This is a genomic window from Corallincola holothuriorum (assembly GCF_003336225.1).
In the GTDB taxonomy this organism is placed as follows: domain Bacteria; phylum Pseudomonadota; class Gammaproteobacteria; order Enterobacterales; family Neiellaceae; genus Corallincola; species Corallincola holothuriorum.
This window is the reverse complement of sequence record NZ_QPID01000001.1, coordinates 417,505-436,756: the sequence shown is the minus strand read 5'-3', so window position 1 is coordinate 436,756 and position 19,252 is coordinate 417,505. Positions and strand designations below refer to the sequence as shown.

Annotated in this window: 19 protein-coding genes and 1 tRNA gene; 11 read left to right on the top strand and 9 right to left on the bottom strand. The window is 48.5% G+C overall.

Annotation, left to right across the window (positions count from 1 at the left end; all coding sequences use genetic code 11):
- Window positions 1–288, top strand: a complete 288-nt coding sequence (locus tag DU002_RS01815; protein ID WP_114336633.1) for a PAAR domain-containing protein — start codon at window positions 1–3, stop codon at window positions 286–288.
- 2 nt (window positions 289–290) lie between these two features.
- Window positions 291–1,208: a hypothetical protein gene (locus tag DU002_RS01810; protein ID WP_114336632.1), complete on the top strand. Its 918-nt coding sequence runs from the start codon at window positions 291–293 to the stop codon at window positions 1,206–1,208.
- A gap of 14 nt (window positions 1,209–1,222) precedes the next feature.
- On the opposite strand, the gene DU002_RS01805 is transcribed toward DU002_RS01810, so the two are convergent.
- Window positions 1,223–1,296 (bottom strand) — tRNA-Gly (locus tag DU002_RS01805).
- 51 nt (window positions 1,297–1,347) lie between these two features.
- Window positions 1,348–1,857: a SprT family zinc-dependent metalloprotease gene (locus tag DU002_RS01800; RefSeq protein ID WP_325048487.1), complete on the bottom strand. Its 510-nt coding sequence runs from the start codon at window positions 1,855–1,857 to the stop codon at window positions 1,348–1,350.
- Window positions 1,858–2,103: 246 nt separating this feature from the next.
- On the opposite strand from DU002_RS01800, the gene DU002_RS01795 reads away from it, so the two are divergent.
- From DU002_RS01795 to DU002_RS01785, 3 genes are all read left to right on the top strand, one after another.
- On the top strand, window positions 2,104–2,331 hold the full coding sequence (locus tag DU002_RS01795) for a hypothetical protein (RefSeq protein WP_131415400.1): 228 nt from the start codon (window positions 2,104–2,106) through the stop codon (window positions 2,329–2,331).
- Between the two features lie 49 nt (window positions 2,332–2,380).
- Window positions 2,381–2,677 carry a DUF2845 domain-containing protein gene (locus tag DU002_RS01790; protein ID WP_114336629.1) on the top strand — a complete coding sequence of 99 codons (297 nt, stop codon included), beginning with the start codon at window positions 2,381–2,383 and terminating at the stop codon, window positions 2,675–2,677.
- Between the two features lie 61 nt (window positions 2,678–2,738).
- Window positions 2,739–3,203, top strand: coding sequence for a low molecular weight protein-tyrosine-phosphatase (locus tag DU002_RS01785; protein WP_114336628.1), 465 nt, complete (start codon window positions 2,739–2,741; stop codon window positions 3,201–3,203).
- A 13-nt stretch (window positions 3,204–3,216) separates the two neighbouring features.
- Here DU002_RS01785 and hutC read toward each other — a convergent pair whose 3' ends face one another.
- Window positions 3,217–3,915, bottom strand: coding sequence for a histidine utilization repressor (hutC, locus tag DU002_RS01780; protein WP_114336627.1), 699 nt, complete (start codon window positions 3,913–3,915; stop codon window positions 3,217–3,219).
- Between the two features lie 153 nt (window positions 3,916–4,068).
- Here hutC and DU002_RS01775 point away from each other — a divergent pair, with 153 nt between their 5' ends.
- Window positions 4,069–4,956 carry a hypothetical protein gene (locus DU002_RS01775; protein WP_114336626.1) on the top strand — a complete coding sequence of 296 codons (888 nt, stop codon included), beginning with the start codon at window positions 4,069–4,071 and terminating at the stop codon, window positions 4,954–4,956.
- Here DU002_RS01775 and DU002_RS01770 read toward each other — a convergent pair.
- Window positions 4,927–6,117 carry a class I SAM-dependent methyltransferase gene (locus tag DU002_RS01770; RefSeq protein ID WP_114336625.1) on the bottom strand — a complete coding sequence of 397 codons (1,191 nt, stop codon included), beginning with the start codon at window positions 6,115–6,117 and terminating at the stop codon, window positions 4,927–4,929. The two genes, DU002_RS01775 and DU002_RS01770, sit on opposite strands and share 30 nt — an antisense overlap.
- Before the next feature lie 137 nt (window positions 6,118–6,254).
- Between DU002_RS01770 and DU002_RS01765 the strand changes: the two genes are divergently transcribed.
- Window positions 6,255–6,509, top strand: a complete 255-nt coding sequence (locus tag DU002_RS01765) for an acylphosphatase (protein ID WP_233496363.1) — start codon at window positions 6,255–6,257, stop codon at window positions 6,507–6,509.
- A gap of 58 nt (window positions 6,510–6,567) precedes the next feature.
- Here the strand turns inward: DU002_RS01765 and metG are convergent, their stop codons facing one another.
- Window positions 6,568–8,613 carry a methionine--tRNA ligase gene (gene metG / locus DU002_RS01760; protein WP_114336623.1) on the bottom strand — a complete coding sequence of 682 codons (2,046 nt, stop codon included), beginning with the start codon at window positions 8,611–8,613 and terminating at the stop codon, window positions 6,568–6,570.
- Window positions 8,614–8,751: 138 nt separating this feature from the next.
- Here metG and apbC point away from each other — a divergent pair, with 138 nt between their 5' ends.
- From apbC to DU002_RS01740, 4 genes are all read left to right on the top strand, one after another.
- On the top strand, window positions 8,752–9,825 hold the full coding sequence (gene apbC, locus DU002_RS01755; protein ID WP_114336622.1) for an iron-sulfur cluster carrier protein ApbC: 1,074 nt from the start codon (window positions 8,752–8,754) through the stop codon (window positions 9,823–9,825).
- A gap of 64 nt (window positions 9,826–9,889) precedes the next feature.
- On the top strand, window positions 9,890–10,480 hold the full coding sequence (gene dcd, locus DU002_RS01750; protein ID WP_114336621.1) for a dCTP deaminase: 591 nt from the start codon (window positions 9,890–9,892) through the stop codon (window positions 10,478–10,480).
- Between the two features lie 266 nt (window positions 10,481–10,746).
- Window positions 10,747–11,973, top strand: a complete 1,227-nt coding sequence (locus tag DU002_RS01745) for an alginate export family protein (protein ID WP_114336620.1) — start codon at window positions 10,747–10,749, stop codon at window positions 11,971–11,973.
- A 75-nt stretch (window positions 11,974–12,048) separates the two neighbouring features.
- Window positions 12,049–12,900, top strand: coding sequence for a precorrin-2 dehydrogenase/sirohydrochlorin ferrochelatase family protein (locus DU002_RS01740; RefSeq protein ID WP_114336619.1), 852 nt, complete (start codon window positions 12,049–12,051; stop codon window positions 12,898–12,900).
- Here the strand turns inward: DU002_RS01740 and DU002_RS01735 are convergent, their stop codons facing one another.
- From DU002_RS01735 to nirB, 4 genes are all read right to left on the bottom strand, one after another.
- Window positions 12,901–14,616 (bottom strand): bifunctional protein-serine/threonine kinase/phosphatase, encoded by a 1,716-nt coding sequence (locus tag DU002_RS01735; RefSeq protein WP_158537930.1) that lies wholly within the window; start codon window positions 14,614–14,616, stop codon window positions 12,901–12,903. It lies immediately after the preceding gene.
- A gap of 109 nt (window positions 14,617–14,725) precedes the next feature.
- Complete coding sequence (locus DU002_RS01730) at window positions 14,726–16,192, bottom strand: NarK family nitrate/nitrite MFS transporter (protein ID WP_114336617.1); 1,467 nt, start codon at window positions 16,190–16,192, stop codon at window positions 14,726–14,728.
- Between the two features lie 124 nt (window positions 16,193–16,316).
- The gene (gene nirD / locus DU002_RS01725; RefSeq protein WP_114336616.1) at window positions 16,317–16,652 is read right to left on the bottom strand and encodes a nitrite reductase small subunit NirD; all 336 of its coding nucleotides are present in this window, start codon (window positions 16,650–16,652) and stop codon (window positions 16,317–16,319) included.
- A gap of 11 nt (window positions 16,653–16,663) precedes the next feature.
- Window positions 16,664–19,240 (bottom strand): nitrite reductase large subunit NirB, encoded by a 2,577-nt coding sequence (gene nirB / locus DU002_RS01720; RefSeq protein ID WP_114336615.1) that lies wholly within the window; start codon window positions 19,238–19,240, stop codon window positions 16,664–16,666.
- Window positions 19,241–19,252: the final 12 nt, after the last annotated feature.

Below are 19,252 nucleotides of genomic sequence, written 5' to 3'. Positions count from 1 at the left end.
ATGGGAAAACCTGCGGCGACTTTAACCAGTTTCCACGTTTGTCCAAAGGTGACGTCGAAGGTCCCCCACGTCGGAGGGCCTGTCGTCGGCGGCTCTGGCAACGTACTAATCGGTGGCTTACCAGCGGCGTGTAAAGGGGATAAGTTGATCTGCATTGGCCCACCAGACACAATTAAACAAGGCTCAAGTAGCGTTAAAATTAATGGAAAACCCGCTGCGAGGCTGGGCGATGGTACGGCTCATGGCGGGAAGATAGTCGTTGGTAATCCGACGGTACTAATTGGTTAGCGATGGCCTTAAAATATTCAGATTCAAAGTTTTTTCTCGGTGATACCGCGTATGAGGATCAACTTATATTTCCTACTGATGAGCTACCGACGGTAGATTATTTGGCTTATAAAGCGCACCAACTACGCGCGCGATTTAGTCATTCATACCAGTTCCAGGACGGGCTAACCAAGTTCGATAGACTTCAGGCCTATTTGTTGTCGAAAAGAGATCTGCTGCGTGAGCAAGTCAGTTCTGATCTGCCTGTTATCTTTTTAATGCCGCAACTGTCCCCGTCTGCAGATGAAGCGGGGAAGCTAGCTTTTGACTTGGTAACCACGCTTTTTCCTGAGCTCGCCACCTCTGCCAACTGTTATCTCTACCCTTATGGGCGCGCATCTGCATTAATGGGTATGAAGCGTTTAGATACGCTCCTTGAACAGTCACAGGTCACGCACGTTACTATTGTCGCTGCTGACTGCTGTGAATTGTCGCTGACCAATGAATATGTAGCGAATGATTGTTTATTGCTTACTCGCGTCGCAAAGAGCGATGTTGGTGTCCTGATTCCCTGGTTCAAAACGGAAGCGCAACTTACTACAACGGAGGTGGGTGGTGCTGTCAGTGCGATTTTCAGCGGCTATGTGACAGAAATAGGGTCTCCTGTAGACCAGTATTGTGTGACGCACGCAGCAGAAGAGCAGCGAGATGAATGGCTTTGTAGCTATCAAAAGTTGGCTAAGGTGCTCTCCCCACAAACTAAAACGAGCTTTTCTAACTTATTCCTTGGCGAGCTTGGTGCAGCCAGCGGCCTGTTTGAGGTTATAAATTACTATCGCCAAGGAGTCGCACAAACTTCGTGTGATGTCGGCAACCGGTTACAATTAGATATATCAGAATATGCATATCGGTCTGCAGCCCTATTAACTTGGCAAGGATAGATTGGCTGCGAATTTGGAGCGGGTGAAGGGAATCGAACCCTCGTATGCAGCTTGGGAAGCTGCCGTTCTACCATTGAACTACACCCGCATTTTCAACCTAGAATCACCTATTTCTGCCGAGTTAACAATAATAAAGTGACTACTCTGCATCCTGTATTACTTCTTCCACAAAACCTTTTGCTTCAATGGTAGCTTTACTCGAGCGCGCTTTATATACGGTTCCACTTTGCACGCGGCGATGGCGAATGGTGCTAAGCATGTGGCGATGGCCATTTGAATCAATATACAACCACTGCCGATATTGTTTCGACCTTTTTAGCGCGAGGTTGTGAGTTCTTGCTCCAGAACCGCCTAACTCTATGCATATCCTTTTCCATTCTGGCCCGTGAGGTCTTATCGCTTTACTTCTTCCATACAAAGAAGCGATAACAAAGTGGGCTACCTCATGGGGAAGAGTTTCATTTTCAAAGAACGCTTTATCAGCGGCGATCGCTTTGGCATTAAACTCCAGATGACAGTGGGTTAGTTGACCAAATAGCGAGAACTGCGTTGTGCACTTACCAGCTGCCACACCGGTCAGATTAAAGGAGTAGGTTGGGCGTACATTTACGCTAGGGTAATGCTCTTCTACGCAAGAGAGTAATGATATGACAGCCTGAGAGTAGATAGTTAAATCCTTGATGTTGCTTAATACTGAGGTTTATCTTTGCTTCCGTATGCTGTCATCGTCGATGATTCTTACGGCGAACTATATCTGTGATGATAATCACCTTAACTAGGCTCTCTTTTTACAATCGCCTTGCGCTGGATCACGACCTGCTCAAAATCCGTTCGATGAAGCCAATCTCTATTGTTAATGTTACCGAATAGCGATGCTGAAAAATTGGGCGTATTTATGTTGGATCAAGCGATCAGAGAAATCAAATCCGGTGCCAGAGGCTTTAATCGAAATGAGGTCTTTGCCTTGGCGATAAACGAAGGTTATAGCGCCAATCATGCACAAGAATTAAGTAATGCGCTTCATGATGCAGTTCAAAGTGATTGGCAGTCGGTTAGCGTTCTACTAGATACGTTAGAGATGCGCGGTTACAGTGATTTGATCGGTGAGCTGGCACAATGGTAATCTAGGAGAACTAATTCGGTTTATAAATGACCACAAGGATGTGAGAAAAATGCGCAGTTTCTATCAAGTCTCTCTTCTTTTTATATCTATTATTTCGTCAGCTATCGTCGTGGCGGGTACCTACACTGTAACCAACGTAAAATGTGAAGGTGGCTGGGTAACCCGTGAAGACGACAAATTGGTTGTGATATCTAAGTGTGGCTCCCCAGTGTTGTCAGATGTGGTCTCCGGCGATGACGAAACCAAAGTTGAACGCGTCGGTTTTCAACTCGAAAATGAAAAACAGATCACGATCTTCACATTCAAAGCCGGAAAAGTGGTCTTAATTGAGAAGATTAGTGATTAAAAGAAATGAGCTCTGTTACTATCTGCTGCATTGTTAGTGCGAAACGAGTGAACGGTAAGTAATGGTAAGCAAAGTGCAATCGGTTCTGTTTGTATGTATGGGGAACATCTGTCGTTCGCCAACAGCTGAAGCCGTCTTTAAAGTAAAAGCCGAAGAGGCTGGTTTTAATATAAAGTCGGATTCTGCCGGTACTATTGGCTACCATCAGGGCACTTCACCCGATCCCCGTGCGCAAGCGGCAGGGGAGTTGCGCGGCTACTTTTTTACAGGTCTCAAAGCACGAAAAATCGTAGCAAGTGATTTCCAAGAGTTTGACTTAATATTGGTGATGGATAACCAAAATATGGATGACCTAGCCGAGATCTGTCCGCCGGAATACCGCGAGAAGATAAAACTCATGCTCAGCTACGGAACCTCCTCATTGTCAGAAGTACCCGACCCGTACTACGGCGGAGCAAAAGGTTTTGAAGTGGTACTGAATCTACTTGAAGATGCTTGTGATGGTTTAATCCGAAGCTTCAAGTAGCGCCATCGTTTCCTTACCCAGACACCAGTTCATTACCTAATCTATATCTATGCCCGGGATAGATTAACCGGGCAAAACTTACCGCACTCTTGTCACTCAGCGTCTGCCTGGTTACCTGTATACAGGGTTGTGCTGCATCAATCTTAAGCCATTCGCACATACTTGATGTTGGTAGAATTGCTTCTATTTGATGGCTGGCCTCCGTCAGTGGCGCGACACCACAGAGATAGTCGTGGGGCGTCGTATGATTGAAGTCTTGAGCAAGATATTGCGGCGCGAAATCGGGGTTGACCGCACGCTGCTCCAATTGCACTGCAATGCCATCTTGCAGGTGCACTATCATGCTGAAAAACACCTCGTTGCCTTCCGCTGTACCGAGCGCAAACGCTGTTTCGCGGTCGGCGGGGCGCGATGTCAGCAAAAGAACTCGGCTCTTATAATGGCTTCCACGTTCACGGATCTCGTCGGCAATATTCTTGAATTCAAAAATCGGTGATTGGCCACGAGGATCACTGACAAAAGTGCCACGCCCCTTAACTGAAAAGAGAACATTTTTTGCCACCAATTCTTGTAATGCCCGCCTTGCCGTCATACGGCTAACGCTGAACGTGGAGGCTAACTGATTTTCGGAAGGCGTTTGTTGATTAGGTTTGAGTGTTCCTTCCCTGATCGCATCTCTAATTGATTGTTGGATATCTAAAAACTTAGGCATGTAAGCTCCAACTCCCTTATAGTGTGTCATACCCTTAGAGCTATCAATATAGCAAAGAATACAGTTGTATATACAGCGGATATTGCACTGCTTAGGCGGCGTTCAGGAGAGTCACCAGTGATAAAGAGTGTACGTTTATTATCGAGCGCTTTTATGGCCACAGAAGAGAGTACTCAAACCGCGATGCTGGAAGCATTTAGTCAACTGCCTGAAGACACTGCCGCAGCCGATAATCATCTGATCGACAGTATGCTGGGTTTGAACCGTGACGGCTCGGAGTATGTCTTAATCTTTGTGCGAACGGCGCCAACGAGAGAGTTATCTACGTTTGTGCTCAAAGCGCTTGCCATTAAGCTGTTGAATAGCCACCCTGAGAATAAGATCTGTGCCGGGTTGGAAGTGGACCAAGCTGATGTCAGTCGCGTTGTTCACATGGCTGCCATGTGCAACCTTAAAGTTGTACTCATCGGTGGTGGTCAAGAAGCGTTGATCGGCATGACCGAAGGGATCGGCGCTTATACTGGCGCGCCGCTCGCCAGCTTGTTTCTTCAAGCTGATAACGTCGAACTGCCACAGCCTGAATTATTGCAAGCTGCCGTTATGCAATACGAAGAGGGTGAAGTGGGCCGTTTATCGGCAATGGCGGGGACGGTTGTAAAGCCGCTATTTGCAGCGTTAGAAAGAGCCTGCTTTAGCGATCTGAATACACTATATAGTGCTGATGATGTGTCATGGTCGAAAACGGTTATTACTCATGCGGACTATCTTGCTGACGCAAAATTGCCTTCGATGATAACTATTGATATGGCGCGGATAGCGGTGGACGAGAACGAAACGAAGCAACTGCCGATCTCTATGGCACACGCTAAGGTGTTTTTGTCCCGCAGTTGTAATCGCCTCAAAAGTCGATATTTACACTTGGCACCGCCAGCAAACCTCAGTGATAGGCAGTGCGCAAGTATGATAGCGGAGCTTATTCTCCGCTTCTATCAGTCACATGAAGCTAGAAGCTCAATCAACTTGAACTACCAAACCCTTTAGATAGAGCCCTTCAGGGTAGCTGCTTAACACTGGGTGATCTTGACTTTGGTGAAGCCACTTCAAAAACCACGCTTCGCGACCTGCGTCTAGTGCCGCGTCTGCGACAACCTTTTGGAACAGGTCCGTTGGCATCAGGCCTGAGCAGGAAAAAGTAAGCAAGATCCCACCGGGCTTAAGCAATTGCATTGCAATCATATTGATATCTTTGTAGCCACGGCAAGCACGAGTTAACTGTTGCTTACTGTCTACGAACTTTGGTGGATCAAGAATGATCGTATCGAACTGCTTTCCTTCTGCCCGATAACGACGCAGCAACTTAAACACATCTTCACGAATAAACTCAGCCTTGCTGAGATCCAACCCATTCAGCTCAACATTTTGCTTGGCAATATCGAGTGCGGGTTGTGACATGTCGACGTTGACCACATGAGCAGCGCCGGCTTTCAGAGCATAGGTACCAAAACCGCCGGTATAACTAAAGCAGTTGAGTACAGTTTTATCTTTTGCGTAATCAGCACTAACCAGACGATTATCTCTTTGGTCCAGGTAATAGCCTGTTTTATGTCCTTGCTGAATGTCGACTAGCAGCTTTAAGCCATTTTCTTCAATAACGGCTTCGGTGGAAGGCATCTCACCATGCAACAGGTTGGTAACCGGTAATAAGCCTTCTTTCTTGCGAACATCTACGTCTGAGCGTTCATAGACTGAATGCTGCGGGAAGACATGTTGCAGTGCCGCTACGATAGCGCCGCGCCAACGTTCGCCACCGGCTGAGAGTAGCTGACACACCACCGTATCGGCATACTTATCGATAGTGATCCCCGGTAAGCCATCAGACTCTGCAGCAACAACGCGATAGGCCGTCGGAAGGTTATCCGCCAACACTTTAAGTTTACGGGCATTCGCCGCCGCAATACGACGAAGGAAAAATGCTTCATCTACTTCTTCTGACTCGTCAAAAGTCCAGATACGGGCGCGTATTTGAGACTCTGCGGAATAGGCGCCTCTGGCTACCCAACTGCCGTCGGTTGCGTATATATTGACCGTATCACCCAATTGCGGTTTGCCTTTAACTTTACTAACGGCGCCAGAAAAGACCCATGGATGGCGTCTGAGTAATGATTTTTCACGGCCTTTGGCTAATGTAATTGAGGCTGTCATTGTGCTATTCCAAGATAAAAGAGGCGGGATTGTAAGGGCTAAAGCGTAGCAGGGATAGCAGAATCATGACTTAACTCAACGCAAGCTAAACTTCAGGAAACGAAAAAGAGGCGAAAATAACGATGCGAGAGGCGAGGTTGTGTCTTGTCGAGGGCTGTGTTCAAGGTGTTGGCTTTCGTTACTATACTCAGCAGGAAGCGCTAAAGCGCGGACTGTCGGGCTATGCCAAAAACCTGGTGGATGGTCGGGTGGAATTATTAATCGAAGGCGAATTGAGTGCAATTAGCGCCATGTTGGTGTGGTTAGAAACTGGGCCGCGAACAGCGACTGTGGAGTCTTTAAAAATAGACCAAGTACCGTGCGCTAATGTTAGCGAGTTTCGCACCTTATAGAAGAAAATGCGTCACGCAAAAAAGAACCCGGATAACTAAGCTATCCGGGCTTTCTATATTACATGATACGCATGCCGGGTTTGGCACCGCTATCTGGGCTGAGAATATAGATCTCTTTGCCGCCCGGCCCTGCGGCTGCCACCATGCCTTCTGATATGCCGAAGCGCATTTTGCGTGGTGCCAAGTTAGCGACCATAACGGTTAACTTACCTTCCAGATCTTCTGGCGAGTAGGCGCTCTTAATCCCTGCAAATACCTGACGGGTTTCACCGCCAAGATCCAAAGTGAGTTTCAGTAACTTCTTCGCTTCCGGCACTTCTTCTGCTTTGGCGATAAGTGCCACGCGTAGGTCAACCTTGGCAAAATCGTCAAACTGTATCTCATCAGCTAGAGGATCTTTTGCCAGTTCTGATTCAGCCTGCTCTGGTGTTTCAGTAGCTGGACCGGCCACGTTTGCTGTTTGCAAATTCTCTTTTGACGCATCAACCATCGCGGTTACTTTATCCATCTCTACCCGCTGCATTAGCGGTTTGAATTTATTGATTTTAGCGCCTGTAAGCACCTTAGTTGTGCTTTCCCAAGTTAAGCTGTCATTTAGGAACAGTTCGACTTCAGCAGCCATCGCTGGTAACACAGGCTTAAGGTAGACCATCAAGATCCTGAACAGGTGGATCGCCAGTGAACAGACGTCATGGGCATGTTGCTCTTGGCCTTCGGTCTTCACCAGTTTCCATGGTGCTTGCTCGGCAATATAGGCATTAGCCTTGTCCGCCAATGCCATAATGTCGCGCATCGCTTTGCCAAACTCTCGAGCTTCATAATGCTCAGCAATGGTCTCAGACCCATTTACGAACTCATCAAGTAACGCTTGGTCAGCGATAGTGGTTGATAAGGTGCCGTCGAAGCGTTTACTGATGAACCCTGCAGTACGGCTGGCGATATTAACCACCTTGCCGACCAAGTCTGAATTTACCCGTTGGGCAAAGTCTTCAAGATTCAGGTCCAAATCATCGATTTTGCTGCTGAGCTTTGCCGCATAGAAGTAGCGCAAATATTCAGGATTTAAATGATCAAGGTAAGAGCGCGCCTTGATAAACGTACCCCGACTCTTGGACATCTTCGCACCATTGACCGTCACATAACCGTGAGCGTGTACCGCCGTCGGTTGGCGTAGATCTGCGCCGTGTAACATCGCAGGCCAGAACAGACAATGGAAGTAGGTGATATCTTTACCGATGAAATGATGAACTTCTGCATCGGAGCCGGGTGCCCAGAAATCATCAAAGTTCAGGTCGTCACGCTTATCACACAGATTCTTAAAGCTGGCGAGGTAGCCGATAGGCGCATCTAACCAGACATAGAAATACTTACCCGGTGCGTTAGGGATCTCGAAACCGAAGTAGGGGGCATCACGGCTGATATCCCACTGCTTGAGATCGCCTTCAAACCACTCTTTCAGTTTATTGGCATTCTCTTCTTGCAGGGCACCGCTATTGAGCCATTCACCAAGCATCTTTTTAAATTGTGGCAAATCGAAGAAGAAATGCTCTGAATCTTTGAGGATAGGGGTAGCACCTGAGACGACAGATTTAGGGTGTTTCAGATCTGTTGGGCTATAAGTGGCACCACAGTTGTCACAGTTATCGCCGTTCTGATCTTCAGCGTCGCAGCGCGGGCAGGTGCCCTTAACGAAGCGATCAGGCAGAAACATCTCTTTTTCAGGGTCGAATAGCTGACTGATGGTACGGGTCTTGATATAGCCAGAGTCATTTAATCTGGTGTAAATCATCTCCGCCAGCGCTTTGTTTTCATCACTGTGAGTAGAATGATAGTTGTCAAAGCTGATCTGAAAATCGGCAAAGTCTTGCTGATGCTCAATCGCTGTTTGCGCAATCATCTCTTCAGGCGATATACCCAATTGCTGCGCTTTAAGCATGATCGGCGTGCCATGCGCGTCATCGGCACACACATAGTGACAAGCGTGACCACGGAGTTTTTGAAAGCGTACCCAGATATCCGTTTGAATATACTCGAGCAAGTGGCCTAGATGGATCGGCCCATTTGCATAAGGCAGGGCGCTGGTAACCAAAATGTTTCGCGACATGGTGTCGTCCAAATCCTGAATTCGTTGCACTTTTATAAGGAAGCGGATTTTACTAGAAGCAGCGCCAGCTTGCACCCGCTTCGGCCTAAACAATTGACGTGATACACTTCTGAGCCCGCAGAACGATAAGAATTACCCATGACAATCGATAATAGATCCGCCTTTTTAGTCGCTGTTGGTGATTTAGTAGAGCCGCTGACAGGACGTACGTTAAGCCAGTTGTCCGCACAGATAGAGCTAAACAATAATGCAGTTACCATCACTGTTGGCAGTTTTAATCAAGAATTCAAAGACCAATTAACGGGGCTGGTTGAGCGCTTAGTTGCGCAGTATGGTTTGGGTGATATAGCAATAACTATTTTAACCCGAGTGCCGGATTACCTAGTAGATGAATCCCGCGAAAACCTCAGTAAAGTGAAAAGTATTATTGCTGTGGCGAGTGGCAAAGGCGGCGTGGGCAAGTCAGCCACGGCTGCTAACTTAGCGTTAGCGCTAGCCCATGACGGTGCTGCTGTTGGCCTACTAGATGCAGATATCTACGGGCCCTCTGTACCTATTATGCTAGGTGTAGAAGGTGCAACGCCCGCGTCACCCGACGGCAAAGTAATGGCTCCCGTTGCGGCTCACGGTATTGTCTGTAACTCGTTGGGCTTTATTATCGACAGCGATAAAGCTGCTGTTTGGCGCGGGCCAATGGCTTCGGGTGCGTTACAACAACTGATAAATGACACCCAATGGCCTGAGCTGGACTATCTGGTCATCGATATGCCACCGGGCACCGGCGATATTCAGCTCACCTTGGCGCAGAAAGTACCAGTCAGTGCCGCCCTTGTGATCACGACGCCGCAAAATCTTGCGCTCTCTGATGCCAGGCGTGGTGTGGATATGTTCAATCAGGTCAATATCCCCGTTTGCGGCGTGGTAGAGAATATGAGCTTTTATTCTTGCGAACAGTGCGGCCACATTAATCACATCTTTGGTAAAGAAGGGGGCGATCTGTTAGCTAAAGAGACGGGCGTCCCGCTGTTGGCGCGTTTACCGCTGGAACCCTCGATCCGAAGTGATGCCGACTCTGGCAACCCTTCAGTCGCTGCCGATCCAAGTAAGCCTGTGAGCCAGCTTTACATAGAATTGGCGAGAAAAGTCGGTGCGTTTGTTTGGTCTCGGCATCAAGCCGCAACCGATAACGTACCTATTATCGAAATACAATAAGCAAAAGGTTGCGAAAAATAGGCGTCAGCGTTTTAATGAGCGCGCCGATCTATAGGGGAACAGCATGAGACTTTGTGATACCGATATTGAACGTTATTTAGACGAAGAGCGCATAATCATTGATCCACGGCCATCGAGCGAACTGATTAGCGGGGTTAGTGTCGATGTCACCTTGGGTAACACCTTCCGTACGTTCAATGATCACACCGCCCCTTACATTGATTTGAGTGGCCCCAGAGAAGAGGTTCAGGCGGCAATGCAACGGGTGATGAGCGAAGAGATTGTCATTGCCGATGGCGATGCGTTCTTTCTGCACCCAGGTGAGTTGGCATTAGCCGTGACCCATGAGTCTGTGACACTGCCCGCCGATATTGTCGGTTGGTTAGATGGTCGTTCTTCACTGGCTCGGTTGGGACTCATGGTGCACGTGACGGCCCACCGTATTGATCCGGGTTGGTCTGGACGCATCGTGTTGGAGTTCTATAACAGTGGTAAGTTGCCATTAGCATTGCGCCCCAAAATGAAGATCGGAGCACTAAACTTCGAAACGCTCACCGCGCCGGCTGCACGCCCTTATAACAAACGCACTGACGCTAAATACAAGGATCAACAAAGTGCAGTGGCGTCCCGAATTAGTGAAGACGAGTCATTATAAGCACTAAATAAGCCCCCAGAATGGGGCGTTGAATGAGCCGACGTCAGTCGGCTTTTTTGTATCCTCGTCATTTTCATACCCCCTTAGAGATATTTTTGTCACCTAACTGTCACATATTGATCTAAATCAACAGTGTTGGCATGGAACCTGCCTTTACATACCCGTAACCAAAACATAACAGACGGTTCATAAGCCGCGATTCGGGATTGCACGCGACCAATATCTTTATCTAATCGCGTCACATAATGTTTAAGGGAGTTCTACTAATGCATACATCTAATACACTGAAAAATGCTATCAAGCTTAGCCCGATCGCCTTGGCTATCGGCCTAGCCACTGCACCTGTTCAAGCAGAGTTACTTGACGATATAGCCACCGGTATTAAAGAAGGTAGCACCAAACTAAGCATGCGCTACCGTTATGAATATGTGGACCAAGACGGTAAGGACAAAGAAGCCAACGCGAGTACATTAAAGTCACGCATTACCTATACGTCAGCACCTATCAGTGGTTTCATTGCCGGAGTAGAAGCGGACCATGTATTGGTTGTGGGTAACGATAACTACAACAGTACCGAGAACGGAAAGACTGAATACCCAGTGGTTGCTGATCCGAAAGGCACAGATCTGAACCAAGCGTTTTTAAAGTACGTTGGCTTTGAAAATACCACTGCTACGCTCGGTCGTCAGCGCATTAATCTCGGTGACCAACGTTTTGTCGGCGGTGTTGGCTGGCGCCAAAACGAGCAGACTTATGATGGTGGCCGTGTCGAATACGCATTCTCCGAGGCGCTCTCTGTTGACGCATCATATATCTGGAACGTGAACCGCATCTTTGGCCCAGATGGTGCTGACTCAGATCTGCACGGTAATATCGGTGCGCTTAACCTCACTTATGATGCCGGTAAATTTGGTAAGGTGACGGCGTTTGACTACTATCTCGACTTCGATAACAACGATGGTTTATCGAGCAACACCGTTGGTTTTGTTTATAACGGCGGTTATGCGCTGAGCGAGACGACCAAGCTTGGACTAAAAGCGTCTTATGCGATGCAGTCTGACGCCGGTGATAACCCAGCCAGCTATGATGCAGATTACTATTTGGTTGAAGGTAGTGTGAAGTTCAAGCCTGTTTCTGTCAGTGCTGGCTACGAAGTTCTGGGATCAGACGATGGCGTTAGCTTTAAAACACCGTTGGCCACGCTGCATAAATTCCAGGGTTTTGCCGACAAGTTCCTCGTTACACCAGGTGATGGTGTTGTCGATACCTATGTAAAAGTCGCAGGCTCAGTAGCGGGTGTTAAGTTAGCCGCCTTCTATCACAATTTCGAATCGGATGAGGGCAGCACAGACTACGGTACAGAGATTGATCTGGTTGCTTCATATAAGATCAACAAACACTTTGGCATTCTCGGTAAGTATGCTTCCTACGATGCCGATGACCATGCAACCGACACCGACAAGTTCTGGCTACAACTCACCTCAACTTTCTAATTTGGTGAATAGTTCTTGCCATTAGGTAGAGAGCTCCTTAACGTCAAGGCTTGCCGGCAGCGTTAAGGAGCTCTTTTGCTTTACTATCCCGCATATTTAACTCTGAAAGATCGGAACGTGCTCGTTGTAGGTGGCGGTGCGGTTGGTTGCCGTCGACTTTCGCCATTGATTGAAGCCGGAGCAAAGGTGACGCTCGTGGCGCCACAGCTGGTTGACGAAGCGACCATGTTGGTGGAAAAGCATGACCTCAAATGGCTATGTCGTTCTTATTCCGCAGAGCTGCTTGCAGGGCAATGGTTAGTTATCGCAGCAACAAACAGTGCAAAACTAAATACGGCGATCGCACAGCAGGCGGAAGCTGACGGGATCTTTTGTAATGTCGCGAACGATGCAAATACGGGCAGTTTTATTTGCCCTTCGCTTATCAATGACGGGCAATGCCAGATCGCCATTGCAACAGGGGGCGCTGCGCCCGTACTCACTCGGCTGTTAAAATTCCGCATCCGCGCAATTTTGCCGCGCCATCTGAAACAACTGATAGCGGTTTCTGCGGCAAAACGCGCCGACATAAAGCGCACCTTCAGTACGGTCAGTCATCGGCGGCGATTCTGGGAGGGCTTCTTCAGTAAAGCGTTAAATCCGGACAACACAGACTATGCAAAACTATACCAACAGCACCTAAGTGAGGCCACTGAGCAGGCTAGCGCTGCGGTTCAGTTAACTTGTGTACTACCGGATGATCTTGATGATCTCTCTTTTGGTATGGTGAAAAAGCTTCATCAAGCAGATCTGGTTATCGTCAGCGAAAAAGATGAACGACGGATAGAGACTTTTATCCGCCAGGACTGCCGGCGGGTGCGCCCCGAGGCCTACGCGCAGATAGCACCCGAACCATATGCGTCGGTGATTGCGATCGTCACGAACTAACTAACGGTTAAACCAGTAAAGCTGCACCAAGTTAGCCAGTAACAATAGGCCTGCAACCACTTGCCAAAAGGTGAGGGGGCTGCGCTCAATGAGCGGTGCCCGTTCAAATTTTTCAATCAGTTCATCATTTGGTTGCGAGATATCGTGAAGAAATTCAGATAACGCGTGCTGCCTGTTTTTAGGGTTCGGAGAGCACGCTTTCTTAATGGCTAAATCGATCCACAGCGGTCGTTTGGTTTTTCGGTGTGCTAGCGGCGTATATTGCCAGACATTAAGGCTGGTTGGGGGGTTAAGCTTTGGATCTTTCAAAGAGAAAGGACGCTCACCACAAAGCATTTCGTAAACGATCACGCCAAGGCTAAACAGATCGGATTGAAAGGTACCTTTATGTCCCATTAAGTATTCAGGGGCAATATAGTCAACAGAGCCGACTGGGCAGGTTTCTAAATTAAAGCGCTCAATCTCATCTAAGCCCGCCACCTGTACCGTCCCAAAGTCGACAAGTTTCACCGTTCCATCGTTTCGGATCATGATGTTTTCTGGTTTAAGATCACGATGCACCATTTGGTGCCTTTGCAAGGCACGAATGCCGCTAATGACCTGTTTCAATATTGGGCGGATCAGCGCCATATCCGGTGTGGGGTGGTCGTACATCCATTGGCGAAGCGTAATACCATCTATGTATTCGCAAAGATGGTAGCGAAACGGGCTTTCTGAATCCGCGGGCTGACAGCGCATCACGTTATCGTGATCTATCTGTTCACCGACCCAGGCTTCGCGCACAAAACCTTCGAGATATTGCGGATCATCGGAAAAGTTTTCTGATGGTGCTTTTAGTACCCATTGGGTCTCATCTGATGACTCCACAAGATAGACATGGCTGCGCGTGTTGCTATGCAGCACTTTCACGATCTTGTAGCCGTCAATCTCGTTACCGACAGCCATCACCGGCGGGATCACTTTTGAGGTGAGTATCGACTGGGCTTCGGTCATCGTCTGCAAGGGCAGCGACTCAACCTCGACAAGCAGGCAGGTCAGGTTATCGTCACTATGAGAATCAGCAGCGAACGCAGCGATTGCATCTGATTTATCCTGTAGCTCCTGTTGCGAAGCCATCAGTTCTGTCAGTTGTTGCGGGCTGATCGCGTCATGGATCCCATCCGTAGTGAACAGCAGTTGATCACCTACTTGCAGCGGCACAGATTTAAAGTCGATCTGGAGCTTGTTATCTATACCTAAGGCGCGTGTCAGATAAAGCTTATTGGCTCGCTGATAATGGCAATGATCCTGGGTTAGTAGTGCCAGTTCATTGTCGCGATAAAGATAGATCCGACTGTCGCCGACATGGAAAAGATAAGCGGTTTGCCCCTTAATAATTGCCGCGCTTAATGTCGTTACCAAGCTGTCTTCGGTGTTCAGTGCACGGTGGCCCTGAGCGAATAACCAGTTGTTCAACGCGCTCAAAACACGGGTGGCTGATTTTTCAACCGTCCAACTATCTGGCGTACTGTAGTAGTTATTAATAAAGTCGGTCACTGCGGTGCGGCTGGCTATTTCGGCGCTGCTACAACAGCTGGCGCCATCAGCGATCACAGCCGTGATCCCTTTGTGTACAAGCTCGCCACCGTGAGCAACTTTCACCGCCAAGGCGTCATCATTTTTTTGTTTAACACCAGCACTACTATGGCTGGCAAAGCGAACACTCAAAACCGACATCAATGGCTTCCTGCAGGGCTTTAAACTAATAAAAAACACACAGTAAAAACATAGAAAAATGGGAGGCATAACCTCCCATTTCAAGCTAGCTAGTTGCGCTCAATCAAGGCTAACTTACCGTGATTAGTTCAACCGTGCCATCTTCATTTACTTCTGCCATCTGACCTTTCGGCTCTTCCATAAATAGCAGCGTGATAAAGCCAACAACGGCTGTACCGGCGATAACAAAGAAGAAAGTCTGATAGTCAACAAACGACAATACTGTCAGATAGGTTACCGCACCCACGTTACCATAAGCACCTGTCATGCCGGCTATTTGTCCAGTCAAACGACGCTTAATCAATGGTACAGCGGCAAATACTGCGCCTTCACCGGCTTGCACGAAGAATGAACATGCCATCGCTGCAGCAACGGCTAACCAAAGCGGCCAAGTACCATCAACAAGACCCATACACAGATAGCCAACCGCTAAACCGGCAGTCAAGATAAGCAGGGTCTTCTTACGGCCGCAACGGTCAGATATCCAACCGCCACCAGGACGTGACATCAGGTTCATAAAGGCATAGGCAGAAGCCAACAGACCTGCGTAAACCATATCCAATGCGAACACTTCACTGAAGAACAGCGGCAGCATAGATACCACAGCCAGTTCAGATCCGAACGTCGCGAAGTAAAGGATATTCAATACAGCGACCTGCTTAAACTTGTACTGATGAATCTCTGGTACTGGCTCTTTGAACAGGTTCTTGTTTACCTGTATCACTTTGTAAGAGTCAAAGATGTACAAGAACACTAGGCCGATATACATACCGTATGACACGGTGCTGCTTAACATATCAATATTGCTCGGTGACAACTTCCAGGTCAGCAAGGCTAACGCTGCATACATTGGCACTTTCATGATCAGCAGGAAGATCAAATCACCCTTGCTGGTCACTTCCATACCGCCGACTTGCTTTGGCTTAAAGTAAGTAGAACCTTCAGGTGTGTTGCGGACTGTACGGTAGTAGATAACACTGTAGAAAAGACAAATCGCACCGGTGGATGCAATCGCATATCGCCAGCCTTCGTCACCGCCGAACAGCAGGGCAACCGTCGGTAATGAAATAGCGGCTGCGGCTGAGCCAAAGTTACCCCAGCCACCATAGATACCTTCGGCGGTGCCTAGTTCATTGGCAGGGAACCATTCCGACACCATACGAATACCGATAACGAATCCGGCACCCACAAAACCTAATGCAAAACGGGCAATGGCAGCTTGTAAGAAGGTATCTGCAAAGGCAAACATAAAACAGGGGATAGAGCTGACAGCTAAAAGCACCGAATAAACCAGACGGGGGCCGAAGCGGTCGGTTAGGGCACCAATGATGACCCGCGCAGGGATCGTTAAGGCCACGTTTAGAATTAACAGGGTTTTTATTTCCTGCGACGATAACCCTAATGTACCAGCAATCGCTTGCATCAGCGGTGCGTGGTTAAACCAAACTAAAAACGTAATAAAGAACGCGATCCAGCTGGCATGTAAAACCTTCATTTTTCCGGTAAAGGAAATCAGGTTGAACTTTTCTCCAGTCATTACAAACTCCTGGTGCCTTTAACGGCACGTTTTATAATTAATATTTATTTTGCTGCCAGAGCGTAGCTTCGCTCTGCCGCCTGAATTAAAAAAAACGGCAGGCGGAAATCCGCCTGCCAAATGCTCAGAGGGATTGCAGCTGAACTCGGCCTTCCAGTTCGCGAACTGGGTAAGTAGGAATGGCAACACTTGCATCTTCGATACAGCTGCCATCACGCAGTGAAAAATGTTGCTTATAAAGGGGGGACGCGACCACCGGCTCGCCTTGCAATGACCCAGTAATACCGCGGGAAAGCACATTGGCTTTGCCGAATGGGTCATAGTTACCAATCGCGAACAGTTGTTGACCGCAACCTGAGCGGAAAATCGCTACTTGTTCACCTTGATGTAAGGCACACACACCAACGCCTGCGTGGATATCACCAGCGTCACAAATATCTATCCAAGTTTCGTTACTCATGATCCTGCTCCTTAATCCACTAACTCAACGACGTTGAGGTCTTCGGTTTGTGCTGTGCCTGCGGCTGCAGCGGCTTTTTCGGCTTCTGTGGCTGGGCGTCGCTGACCACGCTCGGTGACGTAACTCAGTTTGTCATCACCCACATCCGCATTGATGAAGTGACTAAAGCGCTTCAGCTTCTCTTTATCATTGATGGTGGTCTTCCACTCACATTGATATGTCGCAACCACCTTCGCCATCTCTGCTTCCAGCTCGTCGGCGATATTCAGGCTGTCTTCGATCACGACTTTGCGTAGATAGTCCAAACCACCTTCAAGGTTCTCCATCCAAACCGAAGTACGCTGTAAGCGATCAGCGGTACGGATGTAGAACATCAGGAAGCGGTCGATGTACTTAATCAGCGTTTCTTTGTCGAGGTCGCTAGCAAACAGATCGCCATGACGAGGGCGCATGCCACCGTTACCACACAGATACAAATTCCAACCGTTTTCAGTGGCGATAATACCGACATCTTTGCTCTGTGCTTCGGCACATTCGCGGGTACAACCGGATACGGCAAACTTGATTTTGTGTGGCGCGCGCAGGCCTTTGTAACGGTTCTCTGCTTCGATAGCCAAACCGACGCTGTCATCAACACCATAACGACACCAAGTGCTCCCCACACAACTCTTAACAGTACGCAGTGATTTACCGTAGGCGTGACCTGTTTCTAAACCAGCGTCGATGAGCTTGGCCCAGATAGGTGGCAGTTCATGGAGCTGAGCACCGAACAAGTCGACGCGCTGGCCGCCAGTGATCTTGGTGTAGAGGTCATATTCTTTCGCTACTTCACCAATCGCAATAAGCTGTTCAGGGGTGATTTCGCCGCCAGGAACACGGGGAACAACAGAGTAGGTGCCATCTTTTTGCATGTTGCCAAGGAAGATGTCGTTAGTGTCCTGCAGCGATATATGTTCGTCTTTCAGTACATATTCGTTGTTGTAAGAAGCCAAGATAGAACCAACGGCGGGCTTACAAATTTCACAACCATCACCACGGCCATGTTCGGCCAACAACTCACCAAAGGTACCTATCTGTTTAACTCGAACAATGTCGGCTAACTCTTGGCGACTATGGTCAAAGTGCTCACAGATATTGTCGTTAACTTCGACACCTAGCTTCAGTAGTTCGGCATTCATCACCTGACCCACTAAGGCCAGGCAACCACCACAACCGGTAGCCGCTTTAGTCGCGCCCTTGATGGCACCTATATCTGTCGCGCCGGCTTGTACCGCCGCCATCAGGTCGCCTTTGGTGACGTCATGGCAAGAACAGATCTGAGCGCTGTCAGGCAGAGCATCTACGCCAAGTCCGGCGCTGGCTTCTTCGCCGTCGATTGCAGGTAAAATGAAGACTTCCGGTGACTCAGGCAGCTCCATATCATTTAGGTGAAGCTGCAACAGTGAACCGTATGCGTCAGCATCACCCACCAGAACAGCGCCTAAAAGCTTTTTGTTGTCGCTAGAAACAACCAACTTTTTGTAAACCTGCGTGTATTCATCACAGAAGGTGTAACACTGGGCGCCTTCTGTATTGGCGTGGGCGTCACCGATGCTGGCAACGTCAATACCAAGCAGCTTGAGCTTGGTGCTCATGTCTGCGCCCTTAAACTCAAGGTCACCACCGGTGATCTGGTCAACGGCGGCTTTGGCCATCTGGTAACCCGGCGCGACCAAACCGAAAATACGACCGTCCCAGAGGGCACATTCACCCACGGCGTAGATATCTTCAGCGCTGGTCTGACATTTGTCATCAACCACAATGCCGCCACGTGGGCCTACTTCAATATCAAACTCACGTGCCAGGTTATCCCGTGGACGGATACCTGCCGAGAAAACGATCATATCGGTTTCCAGGAAGCTACCGTCAGCAAAGTTCATGCGATAACGGCAGGTTTCGCCAGCAACGATTTCAGTGGTGTTCTTTTCGGTATGAACAGTCACGCCGATATCTTCAATCTTGCGGCGCAGTAACTTACCGCCACCTTCATCTAACTGCACTGCCATCAGGCGTGGTGCAAACTCGACAACGTGGGTTTGTAAGCCAAGGTTCTTAACCGCGTTGGCGCATTCCAGGCCCAATAGGCCACCACCCACAACAACACCGACTTTGCTGCCTTCGGCGGATGCGGTGATTGCTTCTAAATCTTCAATTGTGCGGTAAACCAGGCAGTGTTCTTGTTCATGCCCTGGTACTGGTGGCACAAACGGGAAAGAGCCCGTTGCCAGGATCAGCTTGTCGTAACTTTCTACGATGCCTTTGTCCGTGGTGATAGTTTTGGCTTCTTTGTCGATAGAGACAACTTGCTGATTCACCAGATAACGTACCTGACGCTCATCGTAATAAGCCTCGCTGGTCATCATTAGATCATCAACCGTTGCGCCAGTAAAATAGCTCGACAACTGGACGCGGTCATAAGCCAAACGAGGCTCTTCTGCAAAAGTGGTTACTTCATAACTATCAGCGGCTTGGTGGCTGCTAAGTTCATCAATGAACTTATGACCAACCATGCCATTACCGACAACAATGACTTTCGTTTTATTTGTCATAGTGGGATCCCT